Annotated in this window: 28 protein-coding genes; 2 read left to right on the forward strand and 26 right to left on the reverse strand. The window is 68.4% G+C overall.

What is annotated here, in order from left to right; all coding sequences use genetic code 11:
* Window positions 1-82 precede the first annotated feature (82 nt).
* The 7 genes from rplQ to infA all read right to left on the reverse strand — a co-directional run bounded on the left by rplQ (window position 83) and on the right by infA (window position 4,037).
* Window positions 83-607: a 50S ribosomal protein L17 gene (rplQ, locus tag BJY20_RS04945; protein ID WP_185990511.1), complete on the reverse strand. Its 525-nt coding sequence runs from the start codon at window positions 605-607 to the stop codon at window positions 83-85.
* A gap of 62 nt (window positions 608-669) precedes the next feature.
* Entirely contained in the window at window positions 670-1,701 is a 1,032-nt protein-coding gene (locus tag BJY20_RS04950) for a DNA-directed RNA polymerase subunit alpha (RefSeq protein WP_185990512.1), read from the reverse strand.
* Between the two features lie 187 nt (window positions 1,702-1,888).
* The gene (gene rpsD / locus BJY20_RS04955) at window positions 1,889-2,497 is read right to left on the reverse strand and encodes a 30S ribosomal protein S4 (protein ID WP_185990513.1); all 609 of its coding nucleotides are present in this window, start codon (window positions 2,495-2,497) and stop codon (window positions 1,889-1,891) included.
* A 30-nt stretch (window positions 2,498-2,527) separates the two neighbouring features.
* The gene (gene rpsK, locus BJY20_RS04960) at window positions 2,528-2,923 is read right to left on the reverse strand and encodes a 30S ribosomal protein S11 (RefSeq protein WP_185990514.1); all 396 of its coding nucleotides are present in this window, start codon (window positions 2,921-2,923) and stop codon (window positions 2,528-2,530) included.
* A gap of 79 nt (window positions 2,924-3,002) precedes the next feature.
* Entirely contained in the window at window positions 3,003-3,374 is a 372-nt protein-coding gene (gene rpsM, locus BJY20_RS04965; protein ID WP_185990515.1) for a 30S ribosomal protein S13, read from the reverse strand.
* A 223-nt stretch (window positions 3,375-3,597) separates the two neighbouring features.
* Window positions 3,598-3,711 (reverse strand): 50S ribosomal protein L36, encoded by a 114-nt coding sequence (rpmJ, locus tag BJY20_RS04970; protein WP_007928044.1) that lies wholly within the window; start codon window positions 3,709-3,711, stop codon window positions 3,598-3,600.
* A gap of 104 nt (window positions 3,712-3,815) precedes the next feature.
* The gene (gene infA / locus BJY20_RS04975) at window positions 3,816-4,037 is read right to left on the reverse strand and encodes a translation initiation factor IF-1 (RefSeq protein WP_068249711.1); all 222 of its coding nucleotides are present in this window, start codon (window positions 4,035-4,037) and stop codon (window positions 3,816-3,818) included.
* A 253-nt stretch (window positions 4,038-4,290) separates the two neighbouring features.
* On the opposite strand from infA, the gene BJY20_RS04980 reads away from it, so the two are divergent.
* Window positions 4,291-5,961 carry a BCCT family transporter gene (locus BJY20_RS04980; protein ID WP_185990516.1) on the forward strand — a complete coding sequence of 557 codons (1,671 nt, stop codon included), beginning with the start codon at window positions 4,291-4,293 and terminating at the stop codon, window positions 5,959-5,961.
* Window positions 5,962-6,035: 74 nt separating this feature from the next.
* Window positions 6,036-7,550: a CPBP family intramembrane glutamic endopeptidase gene (locus tag BJY20_RS04985; RefSeq protein ID WP_185990517.1), complete on the forward strand. Its 1,515-nt coding sequence runs from the start codon at window positions 6,036-6,038 to the stop codon at window positions 7,548-7,550.
* A 4-nt stretch (window positions 7,551-7,554) separates the two neighbouring features.
* On the opposite strand, the gene meaB is transcribed toward BJY20_RS04985, so the two are convergent.
* From meaB to rplP, 19 genes are all read right to left on the reverse strand, one after another.
* Window positions 7,555-8,550, reverse strand: coding sequence for a methylmalonyl Co-A mutase-associated GTPase MeaB (meaB, locus tag BJY20_RS04990; RefSeq protein WP_185990518.1), 996 nt, complete (start codon window positions 8,548-8,550; stop codon window positions 7,555-7,557).
* Window positions 8,543-10,753: a methylmalonyl-CoA mutase gene (scpA, locus tag BJY20_RS04995; RefSeq protein WP_185990519.1), complete on the reverse strand. Its 2,211-nt coding sequence runs from the start codon at window positions 10,751-10,753 to the stop codon at window positions 8,543-8,545. The genes meaB and scpA overlap by 8 nt, the downstream gene beginning before the upstream one ends.
* Window positions 10,750-12,636: a methylmalonyl-CoA mutase subunit beta gene (locus tag BJY20_RS05000; RefSeq protein ID WP_246297107.1), complete on the reverse strand. Its 1,887-nt coding sequence runs from the start codon at window positions 12,634-12,636 to the stop codon at window positions 10,750-10,752. The genes scpA and BJY20_RS05000 overlap by 4 nt, the downstream gene beginning before the upstream one ends.
* Window positions 12,637-12,825: 189 nt before the next feature.
* Window positions 12,826-13,674 carry a type I methionyl aminopeptidase gene (gene map, locus BJY20_RS05005; protein WP_185990520.1) on the reverse strand — a complete coding sequence of 283 codons (849 nt, stop codon included), beginning with the start codon at window positions 13,672-13,674 and terminating at the stop codon, window positions 12,826-12,828.
* A 16-nt stretch (window positions 13,675-13,690) separates the two neighbouring features.
* Window positions 13,691-14,254, reverse strand: a complete 564-nt coding sequence (locus BJY20_RS05010; RefSeq protein ID WP_185990521.1) for an adenylate kinase — start codon at window positions 14,252-14,254, stop codon at window positions 13,691-13,693.
* Window positions 14,254-15,579, reverse strand: a complete 1,326-nt coding sequence (gene secY / locus BJY20_RS05015) for a preprotein translocase subunit SecY (RefSeq protein WP_185990522.1) — start codon at window positions 15,577-15,579, stop codon at window positions 14,254-14,256. Before secY ends, BJY20_RS05010 begins: the two co-directional genes overlap by 1 nt.
* Window positions 15,580-15,778: 199 nt before the next feature.
* Window positions 15,779-16,267 (reverse strand): 50S ribosomal protein L15, encoded by a 489-nt coding sequence (gene rplO / locus BJY20_RS05020; protein WP_221935248.1) that lies wholly within the window; start codon window positions 16,265-16,267, stop codon window positions 15,779-15,781.
* 2 nt (window positions 16,268-16,269) lie between these two features.
* On the reverse strand, window positions 16,270-16,452 hold the full coding sequence (rpmD, locus tag BJY20_RS05025; RefSeq protein ID WP_185990523.1) for a 50S ribosomal protein L30: 183 nt from the start codon (window positions 16,450-16,452) through the stop codon (window positions 16,270-16,272).
* Window positions 16,452-17,108, reverse strand: a complete 657-nt coding sequence (gene rpsE, locus BJY20_RS05030; protein WP_185990524.1) for a 30S ribosomal protein S5 — start codon at window positions 17,106-17,108, stop codon at window positions 16,452-16,454. The genes rpmD and rpsE overlap by 1 nt, the downstream gene beginning before the upstream one ends.
* A gap of 34 nt (window positions 17,109-17,142) precedes the next feature.
* A complete protein-coding gene (rplR, locus tag BJY20_RS05035; RefSeq protein ID WP_281366018.1) occupies window positions 17,143-17,517 on the reverse strand; it encodes a 50S ribosomal protein L18 in 375 nt (124 codons plus the stop codon).
* 3 nt (window positions 17,518-17,520) lie between these two features.
* Window positions 17,521-18,057, reverse strand: a complete 537-nt coding sequence (gene rplF / locus BJY20_RS05040) for a 50S ribosomal protein L6 (RefSeq protein ID WP_185990526.1) — start codon at window positions 18,055-18,057, stop codon at window positions 17,521-17,523.
* A gap of 12 nt (window positions 18,058-18,069) precedes the next feature.
* Window positions 18,070-18,468, reverse strand: a complete 399-nt coding sequence (gene rpsH, locus BJY20_RS05045; protein ID WP_185990527.1) for a 30S ribosomal protein S8 — start codon at window positions 18,466-18,468, stop codon at window positions 18,070-18,072.
* 145 nt (window positions 18,469-18,613) lie between these two features.
* Complete coding sequence (locus BJY20_RS05050) at window positions 18,614-18,799, reverse strand: type Z 30S ribosomal protein S14 (protein WP_068249681.1); 186 nt, start codon at window positions 18,797-18,799, stop codon at window positions 18,614-18,616.
* Between the two features lies 1 nt (window position 18,800).
* Complete coding sequence (gene rplE / locus BJY20_RS05055; RefSeq protein ID WP_221935249.1) at window positions 18,801-19,370, reverse strand: 50S ribosomal protein L5; 570 nt, start codon at window positions 19,368-19,370, stop codon at window positions 18,801-18,803.
* Between the two features lies 1 nt (window position 19,371).
* Window positions 19,372-19,710 (reverse strand): 50S ribosomal protein L24, encoded by a 339-nt coding sequence (rplX, locus tag BJY20_RS05060; protein WP_185990528.1) that lies wholly within the window; start codon window positions 19,708-19,710, stop codon window positions 19,372-19,374.
* 3 nt (window positions 19,711-19,713) lie between these two features.
* Window positions 19,714-20,082, reverse strand: coding sequence for a 50S ribosomal protein L14 (rplN, locus tag BJY20_RS05065; protein ID WP_185990529.1), 369 nt, complete (start codon window positions 20,080-20,082; stop codon window positions 19,714-19,716).
* 179 nt (window positions 20,083-20,261) lie between these two features.
* The gene (rpsQ, locus tag BJY20_RS05070) at window positions 20,262-20,519 is read right to left on the reverse strand and encodes a 30S ribosomal protein S17 (RefSeq protein WP_185990530.1); all 258 of its coding nucleotides are present in this window, start codon (window positions 20,517-20,519) and stop codon (window positions 20,262-20,264) included.
* A gap of 23 nt (window positions 20,520-20,542) precedes the next feature.
* Window positions 20,543-20,803, reverse strand: coding sequence for a 50S ribosomal protein L29 (gene rpmC / locus BJY20_RS05075; RefSeq protein WP_281366019.1), 261 nt, complete (start codon window positions 20,801-20,803; stop codon window positions 20,543-20,545).
* Window positions 20,803-21,222: a 50S ribosomal protein L16 gene (gene rplP / locus BJY20_RS05080; RefSeq protein WP_185990531.1), complete on the reverse strand. Its 420-nt coding sequence runs from the start codon at window positions 21,220-21,222 to the stop codon at window positions 20,803-20,805. The genes rpmC and rplP overlap by 1 nt, the downstream gene beginning before the upstream one ends.

Raw genomic sequence — 21,222 nt, forward strand, 5'->3', positions numbered from 1 at the left:
ACGCGGCTTTCCGGTCATGACGAAGGGCGGTGCTCACCTCGTCGGTGAGCACCGCCCTTCGTCGTGCGCGGGTGAGGTCCCGTCAGGCCTTGTCCTCGGACTCCGCCTCGGTGGGCTCCTCCGCCGGGTCCTCGGCGGGAGCCGGCGCGCTCTCCTCGGCCGGAGCCTCGGCAGCGGCCTCATCCTTGGCGGAGCGCTTGGTGGCGCCCTCCGCCTCGGCGACGACGGCACGCTTCGGCTTGGCGTTGACCGGCTCGCGGACGAGCTCGATGACGCACATCGGAGCGTTGTCGCCCTTGCGCGGGGCGATCTTGGTGATGCGGGTGTATCCGCCGGGCCGGTCGGCCACGTCGGGCGCGATCTCGACGAAGAGGCGGTGGACGACGCCCTTGTCCTTGACGACGGTCATCACCTTGCGGCGCGCGGCGAGGTCGCCACGCTTGGCGAAGGTGACCAAGCGCTCGGCGAGCGGACGCAGCCGCTTGGCCTTCGCCTGGGTCGTCGTGATCTGGTCGAACTCGAAGAGCGACGTGGCCAGGTTCGCCAGGATGAGGCGCTCGTGGGCCGGGCCGCCCCCGATACGGGGACCCTTGGTCGGGGTGGGCATGGTGTTCTCCTTGGAGGTCTGACCTCACCGCGTACGGCGGTCAGGTCACGAATAACGGTGGGTCAGAGCTGCTCGTCCTCGGCGAACGAGGCGTCCTCGTCACCGGACTCGTCGTACTCGTCGTTGTAGCCGGGGACGGCGGTCGGGTCGAACCCGGGAGGGCTGTCCTTGAGGGTCAGCGCCATCTCGTGCAGCTTCGCCTTGACCTCGTCGATCGACTTCGCACCGAAGTTGCGGATGTCGAGCAGGTCCGCCTCGCTGCGCCCGACGAGCTCACCCACCGTGTGGATGCCCTCGCGCTTGAGGCAGTTGTAGGAGCGGACGGTCAGGTCCAGGTCCTCGATCGGCAGCGCCATGTCTGCGGCGATCGCGGCGTCGGTCGGCGACGGACCCATGTCGATGCCCTCGGCCTCGACGTTGAGCTCACGGGCCAGGCCGAAGAGCTCGACGAGGGTCTTGCCGGCGGAGGCCAGCGCATCCCGGGGTGCCATCGAGTGCTTCGTCTCGACGTCCACGACCAGCTTGTCGAAGTCGGTGCGCTGCTCGACACGGGTCGCCTCGACCTTGTAGGTCACGGCGAGCACCGGCGAGTAGATGGAGTCGACCGGGATGCGACCGATCTCCTGGTCACCGGACTTGTTCTGCTGGGCGGAGACGTACCCGCGACCGCGCTCGACGGTCAGCTCCATCTCGAAGGAGCCCTTGTCGTTGAGCGTGGCGATGTGCAGGTCCGGGTTGTGGACCTCGACACCGGCCGGCGGGTTGATGTCGGCAGCGGTGACCGCGCCGGCGCCCGACTTGCGCAGGTACATCACGACCGGCTCGTCGTTCTCGCTGGAGACGACGAGGGACTTGATGTTGAGGATGACCTCCGTGACGTCCTCCTTGACCCCGGGGATCGTGGAGAACTCGTGGAGCACGCCGTCGATCCGGATCGAGGTCAGCGAGGCACCCGGGATGCTCGAGAGCAGGGTGCGACGCAGGGAGTTGCCGATGGTGTAGCCGAAGCCGGGCTCGAGGGGCTCGATGACGAACCGCGAACGGTTGTCGGCGAGGACCTCTTCGCTGAGGTTCGGGCGCTGTGCGATGAGCACGGTGTTCTTCCTTCCCACGGGCGACCGCTATATGACGCCTCGTGAAAGCGCCGGTCATGATCCGGCAGCACGTCGCGCATCTGTCCACGCGACGTGCTCTCCCCGCCATCCCGCGTGGCCACGATGAAGACGTGGCCACGCGGGCATTCAGGGGGGCGTCCGGGGGGACGCAGTCCCCCTGGACGATTTAGTTCTTGGAGTAGAGCTCGACGATCAGCTGCTCGGTGAGCGGGATGTCGATCTGCTCGCGGGTCGGCTTCTGGTGCACGAGCACCTTGAGGCTGCCCGGGACGACGTGCAGCCACGCCGGGACGGGGCGCTCACCGAAGGTCTCGCGTGCGAGCTGGATCGGGAAGGCCTCGACCGACTGCGCGCGGACCGTGATGATGTCGTACTGCTCGACACGCTGGCTGGGCACGTTGGTGCGCTTGCCGTTGACCTCGAAGTGGCCGTGCGTGACCAGCTGACGGGCCTGACGACGCGTGCGGGCGAGTCCGGCGCGGTAGATGACATTGTCCAGACGGGTCTCGAGGATCTGCAGCAGGTTGTGACCGGTCTGTCCGGGGCGGTTGGCCGCCTCCTTGTAGTACCGGAGGAACTGCTTCTCCATGACGCCGTAGGTGAAGCGTGCCTTCTGCTTCTCCTGCAGCTGGGTCAGGTACTCCTTCTCCTGGATCCGCCGACGGCCGTGCTGGCCGGGCGGGAAGGGACGGAGCTCGAAGTTCTTGTCGCCGCCGACGAGGTCGAGCTTGAGCCGACGGGACTTCTTGGTGATGGGGCCGGTGTAACGAGCCATGTGTTATCTAGTCTCCCGTATCTCTGCTGCTCAGACGCGACGGCGCTTGGGCGGGCGCACACCGTTGTGCGGGCTGGGCGTGACGTCCTGGATCGCGCCGACCTCGAGGCCGGTGGCGGTCAGGGAACGGATGGCGGTCTCACGACCGGAACCCGGGCCCTTGACGAAGACGTCGACCTTCTTCATGCCGTGCTCCATGGCGCGGCGGGCAGCGGCCTCGGCCGCCATCTGGGCGGCGTACGGGGTCGACTTGCGCGAGCCCTTGAAGCCGACCTGGCCGGCGGAGGCCCAGGAGATCACGGCACCGGTGGGATCGGTGATCGAGATGATGGTGTTGTTGAACGTGCTCTTGATGTGGGCCTGGCCCACGGACACATTCTTCTTGACCTTGCGACGCACCTTGGTGGCGCGGGTCTTGGGGGGCATGTTTCTCCTACGAAGTACTTCGGTGTGTGGTGCTCACCGGCTCAAGGGCGTGACACGCCCTGAGCGAGCGGGTGAGGGATCAGGCCTTCTTCTTGCCTGCGACGGTGCGCTTGGGGCCCTTGCGGGTACGCGCGTTGGTCTTGGTGCGCTGACCGCGCACCGGGAGGCCACGGCGGTGGCGCAGGCCCGCGTAGGTGCCGATCTCGACCTTGCGGCGGATGTCGGCAGCGACCTCGCGGCGGAGGTCTCCCTCGAGCTGGACGTTCTCCTCGAACCAGTCACGCAGGGCGACGAGCTGGTCGTCACCGAGGTCCTTCACGCGAGTGGCCGGGTCGATCTCGGTTGCCGCGACTGCCTTCTGCGCAGTCGTGCGGCCCACACCGAAGATGTAGGTCAGGGCGACCTCGACGCGCTTCTCGCGCGGGAGGTCAACTCCAACAAGACGTGCCATGTGATGGCTTCCTTATCTTCTGTTCGGAGGTCTGGTACACCACCAGTCCGGCGGGTCGTCCCACGTATGGTCGCGGGCCGCTCGGTCCCCGGCCTCCGAGCCGGGGGTGACATCCTGCCCGCGGTGCGGGCAGGGGCCGGGTGGTGCGTGCTTCTTCTTGGCGTTGCTCGAGGATCTGGGCAAGTACCCGGCTCCCCGCCTCACCGGTCCTGGTGGACCGCGATCAGCCCTGGCGCTGCTTGTGGCGCAGGTTGTCGCAGATCACCATGACCCGGCCGTTGCGGCGGATCACCTTGCACTTGTCACAGATCTTCTTGACGCTCGGCTGAACCTTCATTGCCGTCTCGCATCTGTCTCGATCTGTCCCGCCCCCGGTGCGTGGCGACGGGTCGTGCTCGTGGTGCCTCTCTCGTCGGCCACCGGCATGCGTGGCCGCCTCGATCAGCGGTAGCGGAAGACGATACGGCCGCGGGTCAGGTCGTACGGGCTGAGCTCCACCACGACCTTGTCCTCGGGGAGGATCCGGATGTAGTGCTGCCGCATCTTGCCCGAGATGTGGGCGAGAACCTTGTGACCGTTCGTCAGCTCGACCCGAAAGTTCGCGTTCGGGAGCGCTTCGACGATCGTGCCCTCGACCTCGATGACACCGTCCTTCTTGGCCATACCCTCTCAATCCGTCTGTGGTCGTCCCCCGGATGGGGTCGACCCTCGTCCGGTCACACCCGGTCCGCCTCCCCGCACAGCGGGACGGCAGGACAGACGTGACCGACAGTCAAGAGTACGGCACGGGCGTCTCCGTAGGGAAATCGTCAGCGTCTCGGCACGCCACGCGCATCACATCAGGACTAGGGTCACCCAACACCAGACACACCTTCGTCCTGGGGGTGACGTGCCACTGCGAACGGAAGGCAGAGCGATGGATGCCCTTGCTCGTAAACTGGGGCTACGCACCCAGCCGACCATCTTCTTCACCTCCGCCGGGTTGATGGTCCTCTTCCTCATCGTGCTGCTGCTCTTCCCGGATCAGCTCAACAGCAGCTTCGGCGCTGGCCGGGAGTGGATCGTCACGAACCTGGGCTGGTACTTCATCTTCGGCGTCACCGCGTGGGTGATCATCCTGCTGGGCGTGGCCATCAGCCCCTACGGCCAGGTCCGGCTCGGCCGCAAGGACGAGCCACCGCAGTACAGCTTCCCCTCGTGGTTCGCGATGCTCTTCGCCGGTGGCATCGGCACCATCCTGATGTTCTGGGGCGTGGCCGAGCCGGTCTCGCACTACTCGAACCCCCCGAAGGCCGGCGTGGAGCCGTACAGCGTGGCGGCCGCACAGGACGGGATGAACTTCGCGCTGTACCACCTGAGCCTGCACACCTGGGCCATCTTCTGCCTGCCCGGCCTCGCCTTCGCGTACTTCATCCACCGGTACGAGCTGCCGGTGCGCGTCAGCTCCGTGTTCTACCCCTTCCTCAAGGACGGCATCTACGGGCCGATCGGGCGGGCCATCGACATCCTCGCCATCCTCGGCACCCTCTTCGGCGTCGCCGTGTCCATCGGTCTGGGCACCTCGCAGATCGGCGCCGGTCTGGGTGAGCTCTTCGGATGGGCCAACGACACGACGCTGCAGGTCATCATCGTCATCGTCCTCACCTCGGTGGCCGTCACCTCGATCGTCCGCGGCCTGGACAAGGGCGTGAAGTTCCTGTCCAACATCAACATCGTCATGGCGATCGGCCTGATGATCTTCGTCTTCCTCACCGGCGGGATGGCGCTCTTCCTGCTCCGCGAGCTCTTCGAGACCACGGGCAACTTCGTCTCGTCGCTGCCCGAGCTGATGCTCTGGAACGACGCCCTGGCCAACGTCACCAAGGACGAGGGCTGGGGCTGGCAGGGCGGCTGGACCGTCTTCTACTGGGCCTGGACGGTCAGCTGGGCACCGTTCATGGGCATCTTCCTCGCCCGCATCTCCAAGGGACGCACGGTCCGTGAGTTCGTCCTCGGCGTCCTCTTCGCACCGACGATCTTCACCATCATCTGGTTCGTCGTCTTCGGGTGGTCCGCGATGCGGATCGACGGCATGGACGGCTCGGAGGGGCCGATTGCCTCGGCTGTCGCGGAGTCGATCCCGCTGTCGATGTTCGCCTTCTTCGAAAACTACCCGCTGACGACCTTCATCCAGGGCTTCGCTGTGGTCATCGTCGCGATCTTCTTCGCGACGAGCTCCGACTCCGCGTCCCTGGTCGTCGACATGCTGTGCACCGGCGACGGCGACGCCGGCCCGACCCGTCAGCGCGTCTTCTGGGGCGTCAGCGAGGGGCTCCTGGCCGCGCTGCTCATCGTGCTGGCCGGCGACGAGGGCCTCAACGCCCTGCAACAGGTCATCACGGTCATCGGGCTACCGATGTTCACCCTGATGTTCCTCGCCGGAATCAGTTTCCTCATCGCCCTGCGCAAGGAGAACCTGGAGTACGTCACGAGGGTTCGCGGTGTCCCCGACGAAGCCGTCTCCGCAGGCAAGGAGGCGCTCGATCGCGGTGAGATCACCGGGGAGCTGCCGGTGACGGAGAAGGACGAGAAGGTCAAGTCCGGCTGAGCGCCGCTGAGAAGCACCGTCGCCGAGGGCGGGCACCCACGGGGTGCCCGCCCTCGGGAACGTACGATCGCCCCATGACCGGCATCCGCTTCGCCCTCGTCGGGGACCCGGACTGGGCCGGCGCCGTGAATGCCCGGCGTGCCCTGCTCGCCCTGGCTCCACAGGCCCAGATCCACCACCTGCCCACGGGTGGCGTCCCGACCCAGGACCTCGACGGCGTCTGGCTCCTGCCGCCGCCCGTGGGCAGCGATCCGACGAGCCACGACCTGACGATCAGCTGGGCCCTCCATCTGGGCATCCCCCTCGTCGGGCCCCTCGGGAGAGGCGAGGGGGGCGCCCCCCTCGTCCGGGCCGTCCCGGGCAGCAGCCTCGCCGCCCGGCTCGGCACCCTTCCGCTCGAGCTGCCCGCGCAGGCGAGCGGCGCCCGTGACGGAGCCGAGTACCTCGCCCCGGCCGGGACGATCTGGTTCGCCCAGGCCCACCGCGACGGCGTACCCGCTGTCGTGTCCGCGGGCGGCGCCCCCTTCGCCACGCTCGTCGACCACCCGCTGGCCACGGATGCCGGGGTCCACCCGCTCCTGCCGGCGTTTGCGTCCGCCGCCCGGGAGCACGCGGCCGGCCGGCAAGACACCCCGTGGACGAGCGGTCCGCCCGTGCGGCACCGTTCCTCCTTCGCCGCGCTGCCCGACGACGAGTCACGCAGCTACGTCCACCAGATGCGCACGCGGGGCTACCGCTGGTGGCGGCCGTTGCTCGCCATGGCCCTGGGCATCGGTGTCTTCATCTTCGAGATGCTCGTGCTCACCATCGCGTGGATGGTGCTCGACCCCGCGATGCGCGACCCGAACCTGACTGTGTCGGAGATCGACCTCACCGCGCCCGTGACGATGCTCGTGGGCAACCTCATGCTGATCGCCCTCATCCCCGCCGCCCTCGTCGCGACCCGCCTGGGGCACTGGCGACCGATGGGCAAGCTGCTGTCGGTGACCGGCCGGATCCGGTGGCGGTGGATGGGACGGGCCAGCCTGGTCACCGGGGTCATCTGGGGGGCCTACATCGTCCTCGGGTGGCTCCTGGAGGGAGGAGAGGTCGGCGACCGCCCCGAGCACTGGCCGTGGCTGATCGTCATCACCGTGCTGACCACGCCGCTGCAGGCCGCGGCCGAGGAGATCGCCTTCCGCGGCGGGCTGCTGCAGGGGGTCGGCGCCTGGATCAAGCGTCCCGTCGTCGCGCTGGTCGTCGGCACGGTCCTGTCCACAGTGTTCTTCTCCCTGGCCCACGGCTCCCTGGACCCGTGGGTGCTGATGCAGCTGGGATCCATGGCCGTGGCCACCTGCTACCTGACCTGGCGCACCGGCGGGCTGGAGGCGGCGATCGTGCTGCACACGGTCAACAACGTCGTGATCATCCTCCTGCTGACCCTCGTCGGCGGGCTCCAGGGCGCCTACATCACCGAGTCATCGACCGGTGACGCCGCCGCGGGCGGCATCGGCGGTCTCGCCACGCTGCTGATGATGGTGATCCTGCTGTGGCAGGCCCGCCGCGCCGGGATCGCGCCGAAGAAGATCGGCGCCCCGGCCACGGGCTGAGGAGTCAGTCGCGCTCGGCGAGCTCGGCCGAGAAGGCCGCGATGATCCGCTCGGCGCCGTCGACGGCGCTGATCTGGCCGGAGCGCACGCCGGGGGTGATCTCGGTGAGCAGCTCCCGCACCCGGGGCGAGTGCCGGACCGTATCCCGCAGCTCGGCGTCGACCATGGCCCACATCCACTCGCGCTGCTGCTCGGCGCGCCGACCCTGCAGCGAGCCCTGCTCCTCCAGCCAGGCGCGGTGCTCCAGGACGGCGTCCCACACGTCGTCGAGTCCGTCACCGGTGTATGCGCTGCAGGTGAGGACCGGTGGGCGGCGGGCGTGCGGGTCCGGGTTCATCAGGCGCATCGCGCCGGACAGCTCACGTGCAGCAACACGGGCGTCCCCGGCGTGCTCACCATCGGCCTTGTTGACCGCGATGACGTCGGCCATCTCCAGGATGCCGCGCTTGATGCCCTGGAGCTGGTCCCCACCGCGGGCCAGCGCCAGCATCAGGAAGGTGTCGACCATCTCTGCCACGGCCACCTCGGACTGGCCGACACCGACCGTCTCGACGAGCACGACGTCGTGACCCGCTGCCTCGAGGACGAGCATCGACTCGCGCGTCGCGCGGGCCACTCCCCCGAGGTGCGCCCCCGATGGTGAGGGCCGCACGAAGGCGTCCTCGCTGGCGGTCAGCTGGGCCATCCGTGTGCGGTCACCGAGCACGGAGCCCCCGGTGCGGGCGCTGCTCGGGTCGACGGCGACGACCGCGACGCGGTGCCCGTTCTCGATCAGTCGTGTGCCGAGCGCGTCGATGAAGGTCGACTTGCCGGCTCCGGGGATGCCGGAGACCCCGACCCGCAGCCCGCGGCCGGTGTCGGGCGCGAGCTCCGCGAGCAGCGCCTTCGAGCGTTCCCTGTGGTCCGGACGTGAGGACTCGACGAGGGTGATCGCCCGGGCGATGTGTGCCCGGGAACGATCACGCACTCCCGCCGCGAGGTCGGCGACCGGCTCAACCATGGGCGGCGGCAGCTCGCTCCCGCAGCTGGTCGACCAGGCTGCCGGCTGCATTGGCGATGACCGTGCCCGGCGGGTAGATGTCGTCGGCGCCGGCGGCCCGCAGCTCGTCGAAGTCCTGCTTCGGGATGACCCCGCCGACGACGATCATCAGGTCCTGGCGACCCAGCTCGTCCAGCTCGGCCCGCAGCGCCGGCACGAGGCTCAGGTGACCCGCGGCGAGCGAGGACACCCCGACGACGTGCACGTCCCCCTCGACGGCCTGACGCGCCACCTCGGCGGGGGTCTGGAAGAGCGGGCCCACGTCGACGTCGAATCCGAGGTCGGCGAAGGCGGTCGCGATGACCTTCTGGCCGCGGTCGTGGCCGTCCTGGCCCATCTTGGCCACGAGGATGCGCGGACGACGCCCCTCTGCCTGCTCGAAGTCCTCGACCTTTCCCTGGACCTCCTCGACGGCTCCGCCCGCCCCTGCCTCGTCCCGGTACACACCCGAGATCGTACGGATCTGCGCGGTGTAGCGCCCGTAGACCTCTTCCAGCGCGGAGGAGATCTCCCCGACGGTGGCCTTGGCGCGCGCGGCGTCGATGGCCAGTGCGAGCAGGTTGGTCTCCATGGTGCCGCCGTCGGCCTTCGCGCCACGGGTGAGCGCAGCCAGCGCGGCCTGCGTCTGCTCCTCGTCGCGCTCGGCCTTCAGCTGCTCGATCCCGGCGATCTGGGACTTGCGGACCGCGGCGTTGTCGACCTTGAGGATCTCGATGTCCTCGTCCTCGTCCACCGGATACGTGTTGATCCCGATCAGCGGCTGCTGGCCGGAGTCGATCCGCGCCTGGGTGCGGGCCGCCGCCTCCTCAATACGCATCTTGGGGATGCCGGCCTCGATGGCCTTGGCCATGCCGCCGGCCTTCTCCACCTCCTCGATGTGCGCGAGTGCGCGCTGGGCCAGGTCGTGGGTCAGGCGCTCGACGTAGGCGCTGCCGCCCCACGGGTCGACGACCCGTGTCGTTCCCGACTCCTGCTGGAGCACCAGCTGCGTGTTGCGGGCAATGCGCGCCGAGAAGTCCGTCGGAAGCGCGATCGCCTCGTCCAGTGCATTGGTGTGCAGGCTCTGCGTGTGCCCCTGGGTCGCAGCCATAGCCTCGACGCAGGTGCGAGCCACGTTGTTGTAGACATCCTGGGCAGTCAGGCTCCAGCCGGAGGTCTGGCTGTGCGTGCGCAGGGAGAGCGACTTCGGGTTCTCGGGGCCGAAGTTCTCCTTGACCAGACGCGCCCACAGCAGGCGGGCCGCACGCAGCTTGGCGATCTCCATGTAGAAGTTCATGCCGATGGCCCAGAAGAAGGACAGTCGCGGCGCGAAGGCGTCGACGTCGAGACCCGCCTCCTTGCCCGCCCGGATGTACTCGATGCCGTCGGCCAGGGTGTAGGCCAGCTCGAGGTCCTGCGTGGCCCCGGCCTCCTGCATGTGGTAACCGGAGATGGAGATCGAGTTGAAGCGCGGCATCTTCGTGCTGGTGTAGGCGAAGATGTCGGAGATGATCCGCATCGAGGGCTGCGGTGGGTAGATGTAGGTGTTGCGGACCATGAACTCCTTGAGGATGTCGTTCTGGATGGTTCCGCTCAGCTCCTCCGGGCTCACCCCCTGCTCCTCGGCCGCGACGACGTAGAGCGCGAGGATCGGCAGCACCGCGCCGTTCATCGTCATTGACACGCTCATCCGGTCCAGCGGGATGCCGCTGAAGAGCGTGCGCATGTCGTAGATCGAGTCGATGGCCACCCCGGCCATGCCGACGTCTCCCGAGACGCGTGGGTGGTCGCTGTCGTAGCCGCGGTGCGTCGCGAGGTCGAAGGCGACCGAGAGGCCCTTCTGCCCGGCCGCGAGGTTGCGACGGTAGAACGCGTTGGACTCCTCTGCGGTGGAGAAGCCCGCGTACTGCCGCACCGTCCACGGCTGGTTGACGTACATGGTCGGGTACGGGCCACGCAGGAAAGGGGCCTTGCCCGGGACCGTGCGCAGGAAGTCCAGGTCGTCGGTGTCCTCCTGGGTGTACACCGGGGCGACCTCGATGTGCTCCGGGGTGGTCCAGCCGTCGGCGGCGCCCGGGGTCGAGTCGAGCACCTCCTGCCAGCGCTGCTGCGCGTCGGCCGCCGGAGCGCCGTCGCCGAGCTCGACCGTGTCGAAGGTGGGGATGGTGGTGTGCGCGTCGCTCATGCGTTCGCTCCTGCCTGCTGGGCACCGGCTTGATCGAGGAGGTCGAGAAGTTCGTCGAGGAAGGCGACGACGTCCATGCCGGAACGGACCTCGCCGTCGACGGGGACGTCGCCGACCTCCGACGTGGAGCCGGCGACGAGCACCCGGTCCACGCCCGCGGCGCGCAGCGCCGCGACGGTCGGCTCGGCGAGCGCCTCGTAGCCCTTCTTCGAGGACGCGAGGATGGCCACGCTCGCCCCCTTCGCCCCCTCGACGGCGGCGGCCACGTCCTCGGCCGTGGCCACGACGTGGGTCTCCGGCCGGACACCGGCCACGCCGAGGAGGTTGGCGACGAAGCTGACCCGGGTCGTGTGCTCGCGGGGCGAGCCGAGCGCGAAGACGGGGACACTCACGTCACCCGTGGCCGTGCGGGCGCGCAGATCCTCGAAGACCTGCCCGTCGCGCGAGCGGGGCAGCCCCCGTGCGGCGACCCGGGCACGCGGGGTGCGCTCGAGCAGCTTCTCTCCCGCCAGCGGGAAGGTCGAGGTGCCGGTCAGCGGCAGCTCGAGGGTGGCCAGGTCGGTGTCCCGCGCCGCGCGGGCCCGCGCCAGGCGCTCCGCGATCGCCCCGGAGGACAGGCCGGCCGCGGCACCGCCGGCGGCATCGAGCTCGCCGAACCAGCTCCACGCGGCGCGGGCAAGATCGTCGGTCAGCGTCTCGACGTAGTTGGAGCCGCCGGCCGGGTCGGCGACCCGGGCGACGTTCGACTCCGACGCGAGGATCGACTGGGTGTTGCGGGCAATCCGCCGGGAGAAGGGGGTCGGCAGCCCGAGCACGTGGTCGTACGGCAGCACGGTGATGGCGTCGGCGCCGCCTGCGGAGGCCGCGAGGCAGGCGATCGTGTCGCGCAGGATGTTCACCCACGGGTCGGTGCGGGTCTGCATGCGCCAGGAAGTGACGGCGTGGACCCGTGCGCCGCGGTCGGCCTGCGGCACCTGGAGGACCTCGCCGATCCGGGCCCACGTGCGGCGCAACGCGCGCAGCTTGGCGATGGTGACGAACTGGTCGGCGGTCGCCGCGATGCGGAACTCGATCCGGCGGAAGGCCTCGGCGGCCACGACACCAGCGTCGGTCAGGTGGCGCACGTAGTCCAGCGCCGTCGCCAGGGCCAGGGCGATCTCGTCCTGATCACTGGCTCCGGCGTCGTGGTGGACGCGGGTGTCGACGGTGATCGCGCGCACGCCGGTCCAACGATTGGTGCAGAGGTCGACCGCGTCGGCGAGCGGGGCGAGATCAGGGGTGCCACCCACCGCGGCGGCCAGACCGATCGGGTCGTGGCCGAGGCTGCCGCCCACGACGGCGGGGTCGACCCCCTTCGCCTCCCACGCGGCGATGAGTGCGCCCGCGGCGCCGGCCTGGTCCGTCCACGAGGAGACCGTCACCGGGGCGAGGTCGACCATGACGTCACCGAGGACCTCGGCAACGTCACCGGGCGCGATGCCGTCGTCACCGACGTGCAACCAGACGGCGCTGACGCCCCGCTCGAGGTCGTCGAGGACGGCCTTGCGGCTGGTCGCGGCATCCGGGTCGTCGTGCAACTGGCACACGTGCCACGGCAGGTCCGGGTCGCGCGGTCCCAGGCCACGGGTGAAGGGCATCGCCCCCGGCAGCCCCAGGCTGCGCTCCCGCGACCAGTAGATGGGGTCGACGCCCAGACCACCGGGCAGCTCGCTGGTGAGGATCTCGACCGCTCCGGGCCCATCGACCTTGGCGTCGTCGGCCCGGGACTTGTTGACCACCGCTGCGGCCATGTCGGCCCAGGCATCCGGCTCGACCTGCGGGAAGCCCGCGGCCAGACTCAGGACGTCATCAGCTCCGGAGGGACTTTCGGGGGGCATGGTCATCCTCGGGGTGCTCCTCATCGACACGACACCATCCGCTCTGCGGACGGCATGACTGACTTCGCACCCTACCGATCGGCGTCGCCGCAGTGACCGGCTGTCCGCGTCGCGAGCAACACCCTCCCGCCACGCTCCGCGGCCAGGACGTGCCACCCAGAGCGCACCGGGACCATCGCCAGGAGTGGGGCCCGGTCAGTCGAGCGGGCCGAAGGGGGCGCCGCGGGCGGTCAGCTCGGCCTCGCCGCCGTCGAGTGCGGTGAGCACCCAGATGCCGTACTCGGTCAGGGCGACCGAGTGCTCCCAGTGGGCGGCGGGGCGGCCGGAGTCGGTGACGATGGTCCAGTCGTCGGCCAGCACGTGGTTGGCCTCCGGGCCGAGGGTGACCATCGGCTCGATGGCGATGGTGCCACCCACGGGTGTGGCCGGGGCGCGGCCACGCACGCGATAGTTGGGCACCATCGGCGGCAGGTGCATCTGCTCACCGATGCCGTGGCCGGTGTAGTCCTCGACGATGCCGTACTCGACACCGTCCGCCTGCGCATCGGCGAGGACCGAGTCCTCGACCGCGCCGCCGACGTCGTTGAGGTCCCCACCGGGGCGAAGGGCGGCGATGCCGGCCCACAGCGAACGGCGGGTGATCTCGGACAGGCGGAGGGCAGCCGGGTCGCCGGCCTGCGCACCACCGACGACGAGGGTGATCGCGGAGTCGCCGTTCCAGCCCTCGACCTCGGCGCCGCAGTCGATGCTCAGCAGGTCGCCCTCGCGCAGGACCCGGTCGCCGGGGATGCCGTGGACGATCTCCTCGTTGATCGAGGCGCACAGCGTGTGCTCGTAACCGGGCACGAGCTGGAAGTTGGGGATCCCGCCGCCGCTGCGGATGTGGTCCTCCGCGAGGGCGTCGAGCTGCGCGGTGGTCATGCCGGGCCGGACCTCCTCCTGCAGCATGGCCAGGGTTCGGCCGACGAGCAGGCCCGCCACGCGCATCGCCCGCAACTGCTGCGGGGTGCGTGCGCGGACCCGCTCGCGTGCGAAGAGACCCATGGGGGTGCCCCAGCCCTCAGGAGCCGAGCGCGGTGACGATGCGCTGGGCGACCTCGTCGACCCCGCCGACACCATCGACCGTGACCAGCAGCCCGCGCTCGTCGTAGGCGGAGGACAGCGGCTCGGTCTCGCGGTGGTAGAGCGCCATCCGCTCGCGGATGACCTCCTCGCTGTCGTCGGAGCGGCCCTCGACCTCGGCCCGCTTGAGCAGCCGGTCGACCACCACCTCGTCGTCGACGACGAGCTCGAGCACCTTGTCGAGTGCCGAGCCGGACTGGGCGAGCATCTCGTCGAGCGCGGCCACCTGCGCGGTGGTGCGCGGGTACCCGTCGAGCAGGAAGCCACCGGCGGCGTCCTCCTCCTGCAGGCGGTCCGCGACGATCGCGTTGGTGATCTCGTCGGAGACATAACCGCCGGAAGCGAGGATCTCCTTGACCTGCTTGCCGAGGTCGGTCTCGTTCTTGATGTTGGCCCGGAAGATGTCGCCGGTGGAGATCGCGGGGATCTCGTAGTGCTCGGCGATCCGGCTGGCCTGGGTGCCCTTGCCGGCCCCGGGGGGGCCCAGAATGATCAGACGCATCAGCGCAGGAATCCTTCGTAGTGGTGTTGCTGGAGCTGGGACTCGATCTGCTTCACCGTGTCGAGACCGACGCCCACCATGATGAGGATAGACGCACCGCCGAACGGGAAGTCGCGGTTTGCCCCGATCAGCACGAAGGCGATGAGCGGGATCAGTGAGACCAGGGCGAGGTAGATGGCGCCCGGCACGGTGATGCGGGTGATGACATACCTGAGGTACTCGGCCGTGGGTCGCCCGGCCCGGATACCGGGGATGAATCCCCCGTACTTCTTCATGTTGTCGGCGACCTCGTTCGGGTTGAACGTGATCGAGACGTAGAAGAAGGTGAAGAACAGGATCAGGATCGTGTAGACGGCCATGTAGATCGGGCTGTCGCCCTGCACCAGGTAGGTGTTGATCCAGTCGATGTAGGCGGGGTTGTTGCCCTGGGGGTCGGACTGGAACTGGGCGACCATCTGCGGCAGCGCGAGCATCGAGCTGGCGAAGATGATCGGGATGACGTTGGCCATGTTGACCTTGATCGGGATGTACGTCGAGGTCCCGCCGTACATCTGGCGCCCGACCATCTTCTTCGCGTACTGGACGGGGATGCGTCGCTGCGACTGCTCGACGAAGACGACGGCGGTCATGATCAGCAGACCGATGATGATGACCAGGATGAACAGGTCCCAGCGTCCGTCACGCTGCTGGATGGCCCACAGCGAACCGGGGAACGTCGCGGTGATGGAGGTGAAGATCAGCAGGGACATGCCGTTGCCGACGCCCTTGTCCGTGATCAGCTCACCGAGCCACATGATCAAGCCGGTGCCGGCGGTCATCGTCAGGACCATGAAGACGGTGTCCACGATGGTGTCGCGGTAGAGGATCTGGGTGCAGTTGGCGTTGCCGAAGAGCGCGGAGGGGTTCTGCGCGAAGGTGACGAAGGTCGCCGACTGGAGGACGGCCAGCGCGATCGTCAGGTACCGCGTGTACTGGGTCATCTTGGCCTGACCCTGCTGCCCTTCCTGCTTCAACGCCTCGAAGCGGGGGATGACGACCGTGAGCAGCTGCACGATGATGCTCGCGGTGATGTAGGGCATGATCCCCAGCGCGAAGATCGACAGCTGCATCAGCGCACCCCCGCTGAAGAGGTTGGCCATACCCAACAGCTGGTTGCCGGCGTCCCCCTGGCGGGCGCCGGCGATGCACTCCTGGACGGCTGTGTAGTTCACGTTCGGCGTCGGCACGAAGGTGCCGAGGCGGAAGAGCATGACGATGCCCAACGTGAAGAGCAGCTTTCGCCGCAGGTCGGGCGTCTTGAACGCCCGAGTGAAGACGGAGAGCACGTGGATCCTCCAGGACGGTGCCGTGGGTGCAGATGTGAGCTGCGGGCATGCACCGCCGTACAGCGGCACAACCTGACAGACGATACCTGCCGCGGGTCGGGGGGTCGCGCGCGGACCCGGGTGGTGCAGGACACGATGGGTGGAGACGCCTCGAGGCCGCCCCGCGTACGGGGCGGCCTCGGGCAGGGACCGAAGGAGGTCAGCGCTTGGTGACGCTGCCCCCGGCCGACTCGATCTTCTCCTTGGCGCTCGCGGAGAAGGCATCGACCGTGAGGTCGACCTTCGCCGAGATCTCGCCGGAGCCGAGCACCTTGACCAGCTGGCCGTCGCGGACGGCTCCCTTGGCCACGAGCTCGTCGACGCCGATGGCGCCACCCTCCGGGAAGAGCGCCGAGATGCGGTCGAGGTTGACGACCTGGTACTCGGTCTTGAACTTGTTGTTGAAGCCGCGGAGCTTGGGCAGACGCATGTGCAACGGCGTCTGGCCACCCTCGAAGCGCTCCGGCACCTGGTACCGGGCCTTGGTGCCCTTGGTACCGCGCCCGGCGGTCTTGCCCTTCGAGGCCTCACCGCGACCCACACGGGTCTTGGCGGTCCTGGATCCCGGAGCCGGGCGCAGGTGGTGCACCTTCAGCGCGGGTGCGTCCGCCTTCTCCCCCGACGTGGGGTTGGCCTTGGAGTCAGCCATGATCAGTCCTCCTCCTCGACGGTCACCAGGTGGCGAACCGTCTGGACCATGCCGCGGAACTCCGGGCGGTCCTCCTTGACGACGACGTCGCCGATGCGCTTCAGACCGATGCTGCGCAGCGTGTCACGCTGACGCTGGGTCCCACCGATCTCCGAACGGGTCTGGGTCACCTTCAGCTGAGCCATCAGGCACCCGCCTTCGCCTTGTCGGCAGCCTCCGCGCGGCCAGCGGCCTGGGCGCGCAGCATGGCGGCCGGGGCCACCTCGTCCAGGGGCAGGCCGCGGCGGGCCGCGACGGCCTCCGGGCGCTCGAGGCCCTTCAGGGCCGCGACCACCGCGTGGACGATGTTGATCGCGTTGTCCGAGCCGAGCGACTTGCTCAGCACGTCGTGGATGCCGGCGCACTCGAGGACAGCACGCACGGAACCGCCGGCAATGACACCGGTACCGGGCGATGCCGGCCGGAGCATGACGACACCGGCCGCGTCCTCACCGAGGATCGGGTGCGGGATGGTGCCCTGGATGCGCGGCACGGTGAAGAAGTTCTTCTTCGCCTCCTCGACACCCTTGGCGATCGCGGAGGGGACCTCCTTGGCCTTGCCGTAGCCGACACCGACGGTGCCGTCACCGTCACCGACGACGACCAGGGCGGTGAAGCTGAAGCGACGACCACCCTTGACGACCTTGGCGACGCGGTTGATGGTCACAACCCGCTCGAGGTACTGGTTCTCGTTGCGGTCGCGGCCTCCGCCGCGGCCTCCGCCACGGTTGTCGCGACGGTCGTTGTTGGAGCGCTCATTGGTGCCAGCGGCACCGGCGCCTCGACGCTGGGGTCCGGGCATCAGATGTTCCTCTTCTCGACGTTCTGGGTCTGCATCACAGCGCCAGACCCCCTTCGCGGGCACCATCGGCGATCGCGGCGACGCGTCCGTGGTACCGGTTGCCGCCGCGATCGAAGACGACGGCCTCGATGCCGGCGGACTGTGCCCGCTCGGCCACGAGCTCGCCGACCTTCTTGGCCCGCGCGGTCTTGTCACCGTCCAGTGCACGCACGTCGGCCTCCATGGTCGACGCGGACGCGACGGTCTTGCCGACCGTGTCGTCGACCACCTGGACGAAGACGTGGCGGCTGCTGCGGTTGACCACCAGACGCGGACGTACCGCAGTGCCGGTGACCTTCTTGCGCACGCGCAGGTGGCGACGACCACGAGCGGCGCTCTTGCCCTTGGCTCGCTTGACGATCATTGCCATGGCTTACTTACCAGCCTTTCCGACCTTGCGACGGATCTGCTCGCCCTCGTACCGAACACCCTTGCCCTTGTACGGGTCGGGGCGGCGGAGCTTGCGGATGTTGGCAGCGGTCTCACCGACGAGCTGCTTGTCGATGCCCTGCACGGCGAGGTGGGTCGGGTTCTCGACAGTGAAGCTGATCCCCTCGGGCGCCTCGACGACGACCGGGTGGCTGAACCCGAGCGCGAACTCCAGGGAGCCGCCCTTGTCCTGCACGCGGTAACCGGTGCCATGGATCTCGAGCTTCTTCTCGTAGCCCTCGGTGACACCGACGACCATGTTGTTGATGAGGCTGCGGGAGAGCCCGTGGAGCGAACGCGACTCGCGCTCGTCGTCGGGGCGGGAGACCTCGACACCGTCCTCGGTCTGGGCGACCGTGATCGGCTCGGTCACGCTCGTGCGCAGCTCACCCTTGGGGCCCTTGACCGTGACGGTCTGGCCATCGATGGTGACGTCGACACCGCTGGGGATGGCGACCGGGAGTCGTCCAATACGCGACATGTCTGCTTCCCCCTACCAGACGTAGGCGAGGACTTCCCCGCCCACACCCTTGGTTGCGGCCTGCTTGTCGGTCAGGAGGCCGGATGACGTGGAGATGAGCGCCACGCCCAGGCCGCCGAGAACCTTCGGCAGGTTGGTGGACTTCGCGTAGACGCGCAGACCGGGCTTGGACACCCGGCGCACCCCCGCGATGGAACGCTCACGGTTCGGACCGTACTTGAGGGAGATCTCCAGCGTCTTTCCGACGGTGGCCTCCTCAACGGTCCACCCCGCGATGAAACCCTCCGCCTGGAGGATCTCCGCGATGTGCGACTTCAGCTTGGAGTACGGCATGGAGACCTCGTCGTGGTGCGCCGAGTTGGCGTTCCGCACGCGGGTCAACATGTCCGCAATCGGGTCGGTCATGGTCATGGGCTCTGCCTGCCCTCTCTCATCGCGGTTTCACCCCTGGACGGGGCGACCTTCGATGTAGGAGTTCTTGGATGTGGTGCCTCGGGAGAGGCCACCACGCGGGTTTGTGGGGGTCCGTGGGGAGCGGAGCCCCCCGGGCGAACGATTACCAGCTGGACTTGGTCACGCCGGGAAGCTCACCGCGGTGCGCCATGTCGCGAAGGCACACGCGGCACAGGCCGAACTTGCGGTAGACCGAGTGCGGCCGGCCGCAGCGCTGGCACCGGGTGTACCCGCGGACCTTGAACTTCGGCTTCTTGTTCGCCTTGTTGATCAGGGCGGTCTTGGCCATCTCAGTTCTCCTTGAAGGGGAAGCCCAGCGCCTTCAGCAGCGCGCGGCCCTCGTCGTCATTCGTCGCGGTCGTGACCACGGTGATGTCCATGCCGCGGACGCGGTCGATCTTGTCCTGGTTGATCTCGTGGAACATCGACTGCTCGGTCAGACCGAAGGTGTAGTTGCCGTTGCCGTCGAACTGCTTGGGGTTCAGGCCACGGAAGTCACGGATGCGGGGCAGCGCGACCGACGTGAGCCGGTCGAGGAACTCCCACATGCGCGCGCCACGCAGGGTGGTGTGCGTACCGATCGGCATGCCCTCACGCAGCTTGAACTGCGCGATGGACTTGCGGGCCTTGGTCACCTGCGGCTTCTGACCGGTGATGGCGGTCAGGTCGCGGATGGCGCCCTCGATCAGCTTGCTGTCCTTGGCGGCGTCACCGACGCCCATGTTCACGACGACCTTGACGACGCGGGGAACCTGCATCGGGTTGGTGTAGCCGAACTGCTCCTCCAGCGAGGAGACGACCGTCTCGGCGTACTTGGTCTTCAGTCGCGGGATCGTGGTGCTGGTCATGGTGTCAGTCATCTCAGAGGTCCTTGCCCGAGCGCACCGCGACGCGGGTGCGGCTCGCCTTGGTGCGCCCGTCGCGCTCGACGGACTCGACGCGGGTCTTGACGCGGGTCGGCTTGTTGTCCTCGGGGTCGACGATGGCCACGTTGCTCACGTGGATCGGCGCCTCGGTGACGACCAGGCCACCGGCCTGGCCGCCCATGCCGGCCTTGGTGTGGCGGGTGACCCGCTGGACACCCTCGACCACGACGCGCTGGGTCTCGGTGTTGACCGAGATGACCTTGCCCTGAAGACCCTTGTCCTTGCCGGACAGGACCTGGACGAGGTCGCCCTTCTTGATCTTGAGCTTGCTCATGGGTCAGATCACCTCCGGTGCGAGCGAGACGATCTTCATGAACTTCTTGTCGCGAAGCTCGCGACCGACCGGCCCGAAGATGCGCGTCCCGCGCGGCTCGCCATCAGCCTTGAGGATGACGGCAGCGTTCTCGTCGAACTTGATGTACGAACCGTCGACGCGGCGGCTCTCCTTGGTCGTGCGGACGATGACCGCCTTGACGATGTCGCCCTTCTTGACGTTGCCGCCCGGGATGGCGTCCTTGACGGTGGCGACGATGGTGTCGCCGACGCCGGCGTACCGGCGGCCGGAGCCACCGAGCACGCGGATGCACAAGATCTCCTTGGCACCGGTGTTGTCGGCGACGCGCAGTCGCGACTCCTGCTGGATCACTTCTCACTCCTGTCGTCGTGCTGGTTCTCCTGCCCGAGCGCGCCCGGGTGGAGCCTTGCCGAACTGGACTTTCGGTCTGTGGCCCCTGGTTCTCGCTACGGCACTGGGCCAAGCGGGCGTTCAGGGGAAATTCGGGGGGTGTAGGTCGCTCAGCGACCGGGAGCCCCCCGAACGTGGATTTACTTGGCCTTCTCCAGGATCTCGACCAGACGCCAGCGCTTGCTGGCCGACAGCGGCCGGGTCTCCATGATGAGCACGTGGTCGCCGATGCCGGCGGTGTTCTGCTCGTCGTGCGCCTTGACCTTCTCGGTCCGGCGCATGACCTTGCCGTACAGGGCGTGCTTGACGCGGTCCTCGACCTCGACGACGACGGTCTTGTCCATCTTGTCGCTGACGACGTATCCGCGCCGCGTCTTGCGGTCGTTACGGGTGGTCACGGTGTCTTCCTTCACGTTCTCGCTCACTTCGCCTCACCGGAACCCGTCGAGGTGGAACCGATACTGGTTCCAATTCCCAGCTCCCGCTCGCGCATCTCGGTGTAGATCCGGGCGATGTCCTTGCGGACCGCACGCAGCCGCCCGTGGTTGTCCAGCTGGCCGGTCGCCGACTGGAAGCGGAGGTTGAACAGCTCCTCCTTGCCCTTGCGCAGCTCGTCGACCAGACGGTCATCGGTCAGCTCACGCAGGTCCGCCGGGGTCAGGTCCTTCGATCCGACTGCCATCAGTTGTCACCACCCTCACGCGCGACGAAGCGGCACTTCATCGGCAACTTGTGCATCGCCAGGCGCATCGCCTCGCGCGCAACGTCCTCGTCGACACCGGAGATCTCGAACATGATCCGGCCCGGCTTGACGTTGGCCACCCACCACTCGGGGGAGCCCTTACCGGAACCCATGCGGGTCTCAGCCGGCTTCTTGGTCAGCGGACGGTCTGGGTAGATGTTGATCCAGACCTTGCCGCCACGCTTCATGTAACGCGTCATGGCAATACGAGCCGCCTCGATCTGACGGTTCGTGACGTAGGCCGGGTCCAGCGCCTGGAGGCCGTAGTCACCGAAGGAGACGGCGGTGCCGCCCTTCGACATGCCCGAGCGCTTCGGGTGGTGCTGCTTGCGGTGCTTGACCCGTCGGGGGATCAACAT

This window comes from Janibacter cremeus (genome assembly GCF_013409205.1).
GTDB lineage: Bacteria > Actinomycetota > Actinomycetes > Actinomycetales > Dermatophilaceae > Janibacter > Janibacter cremeus.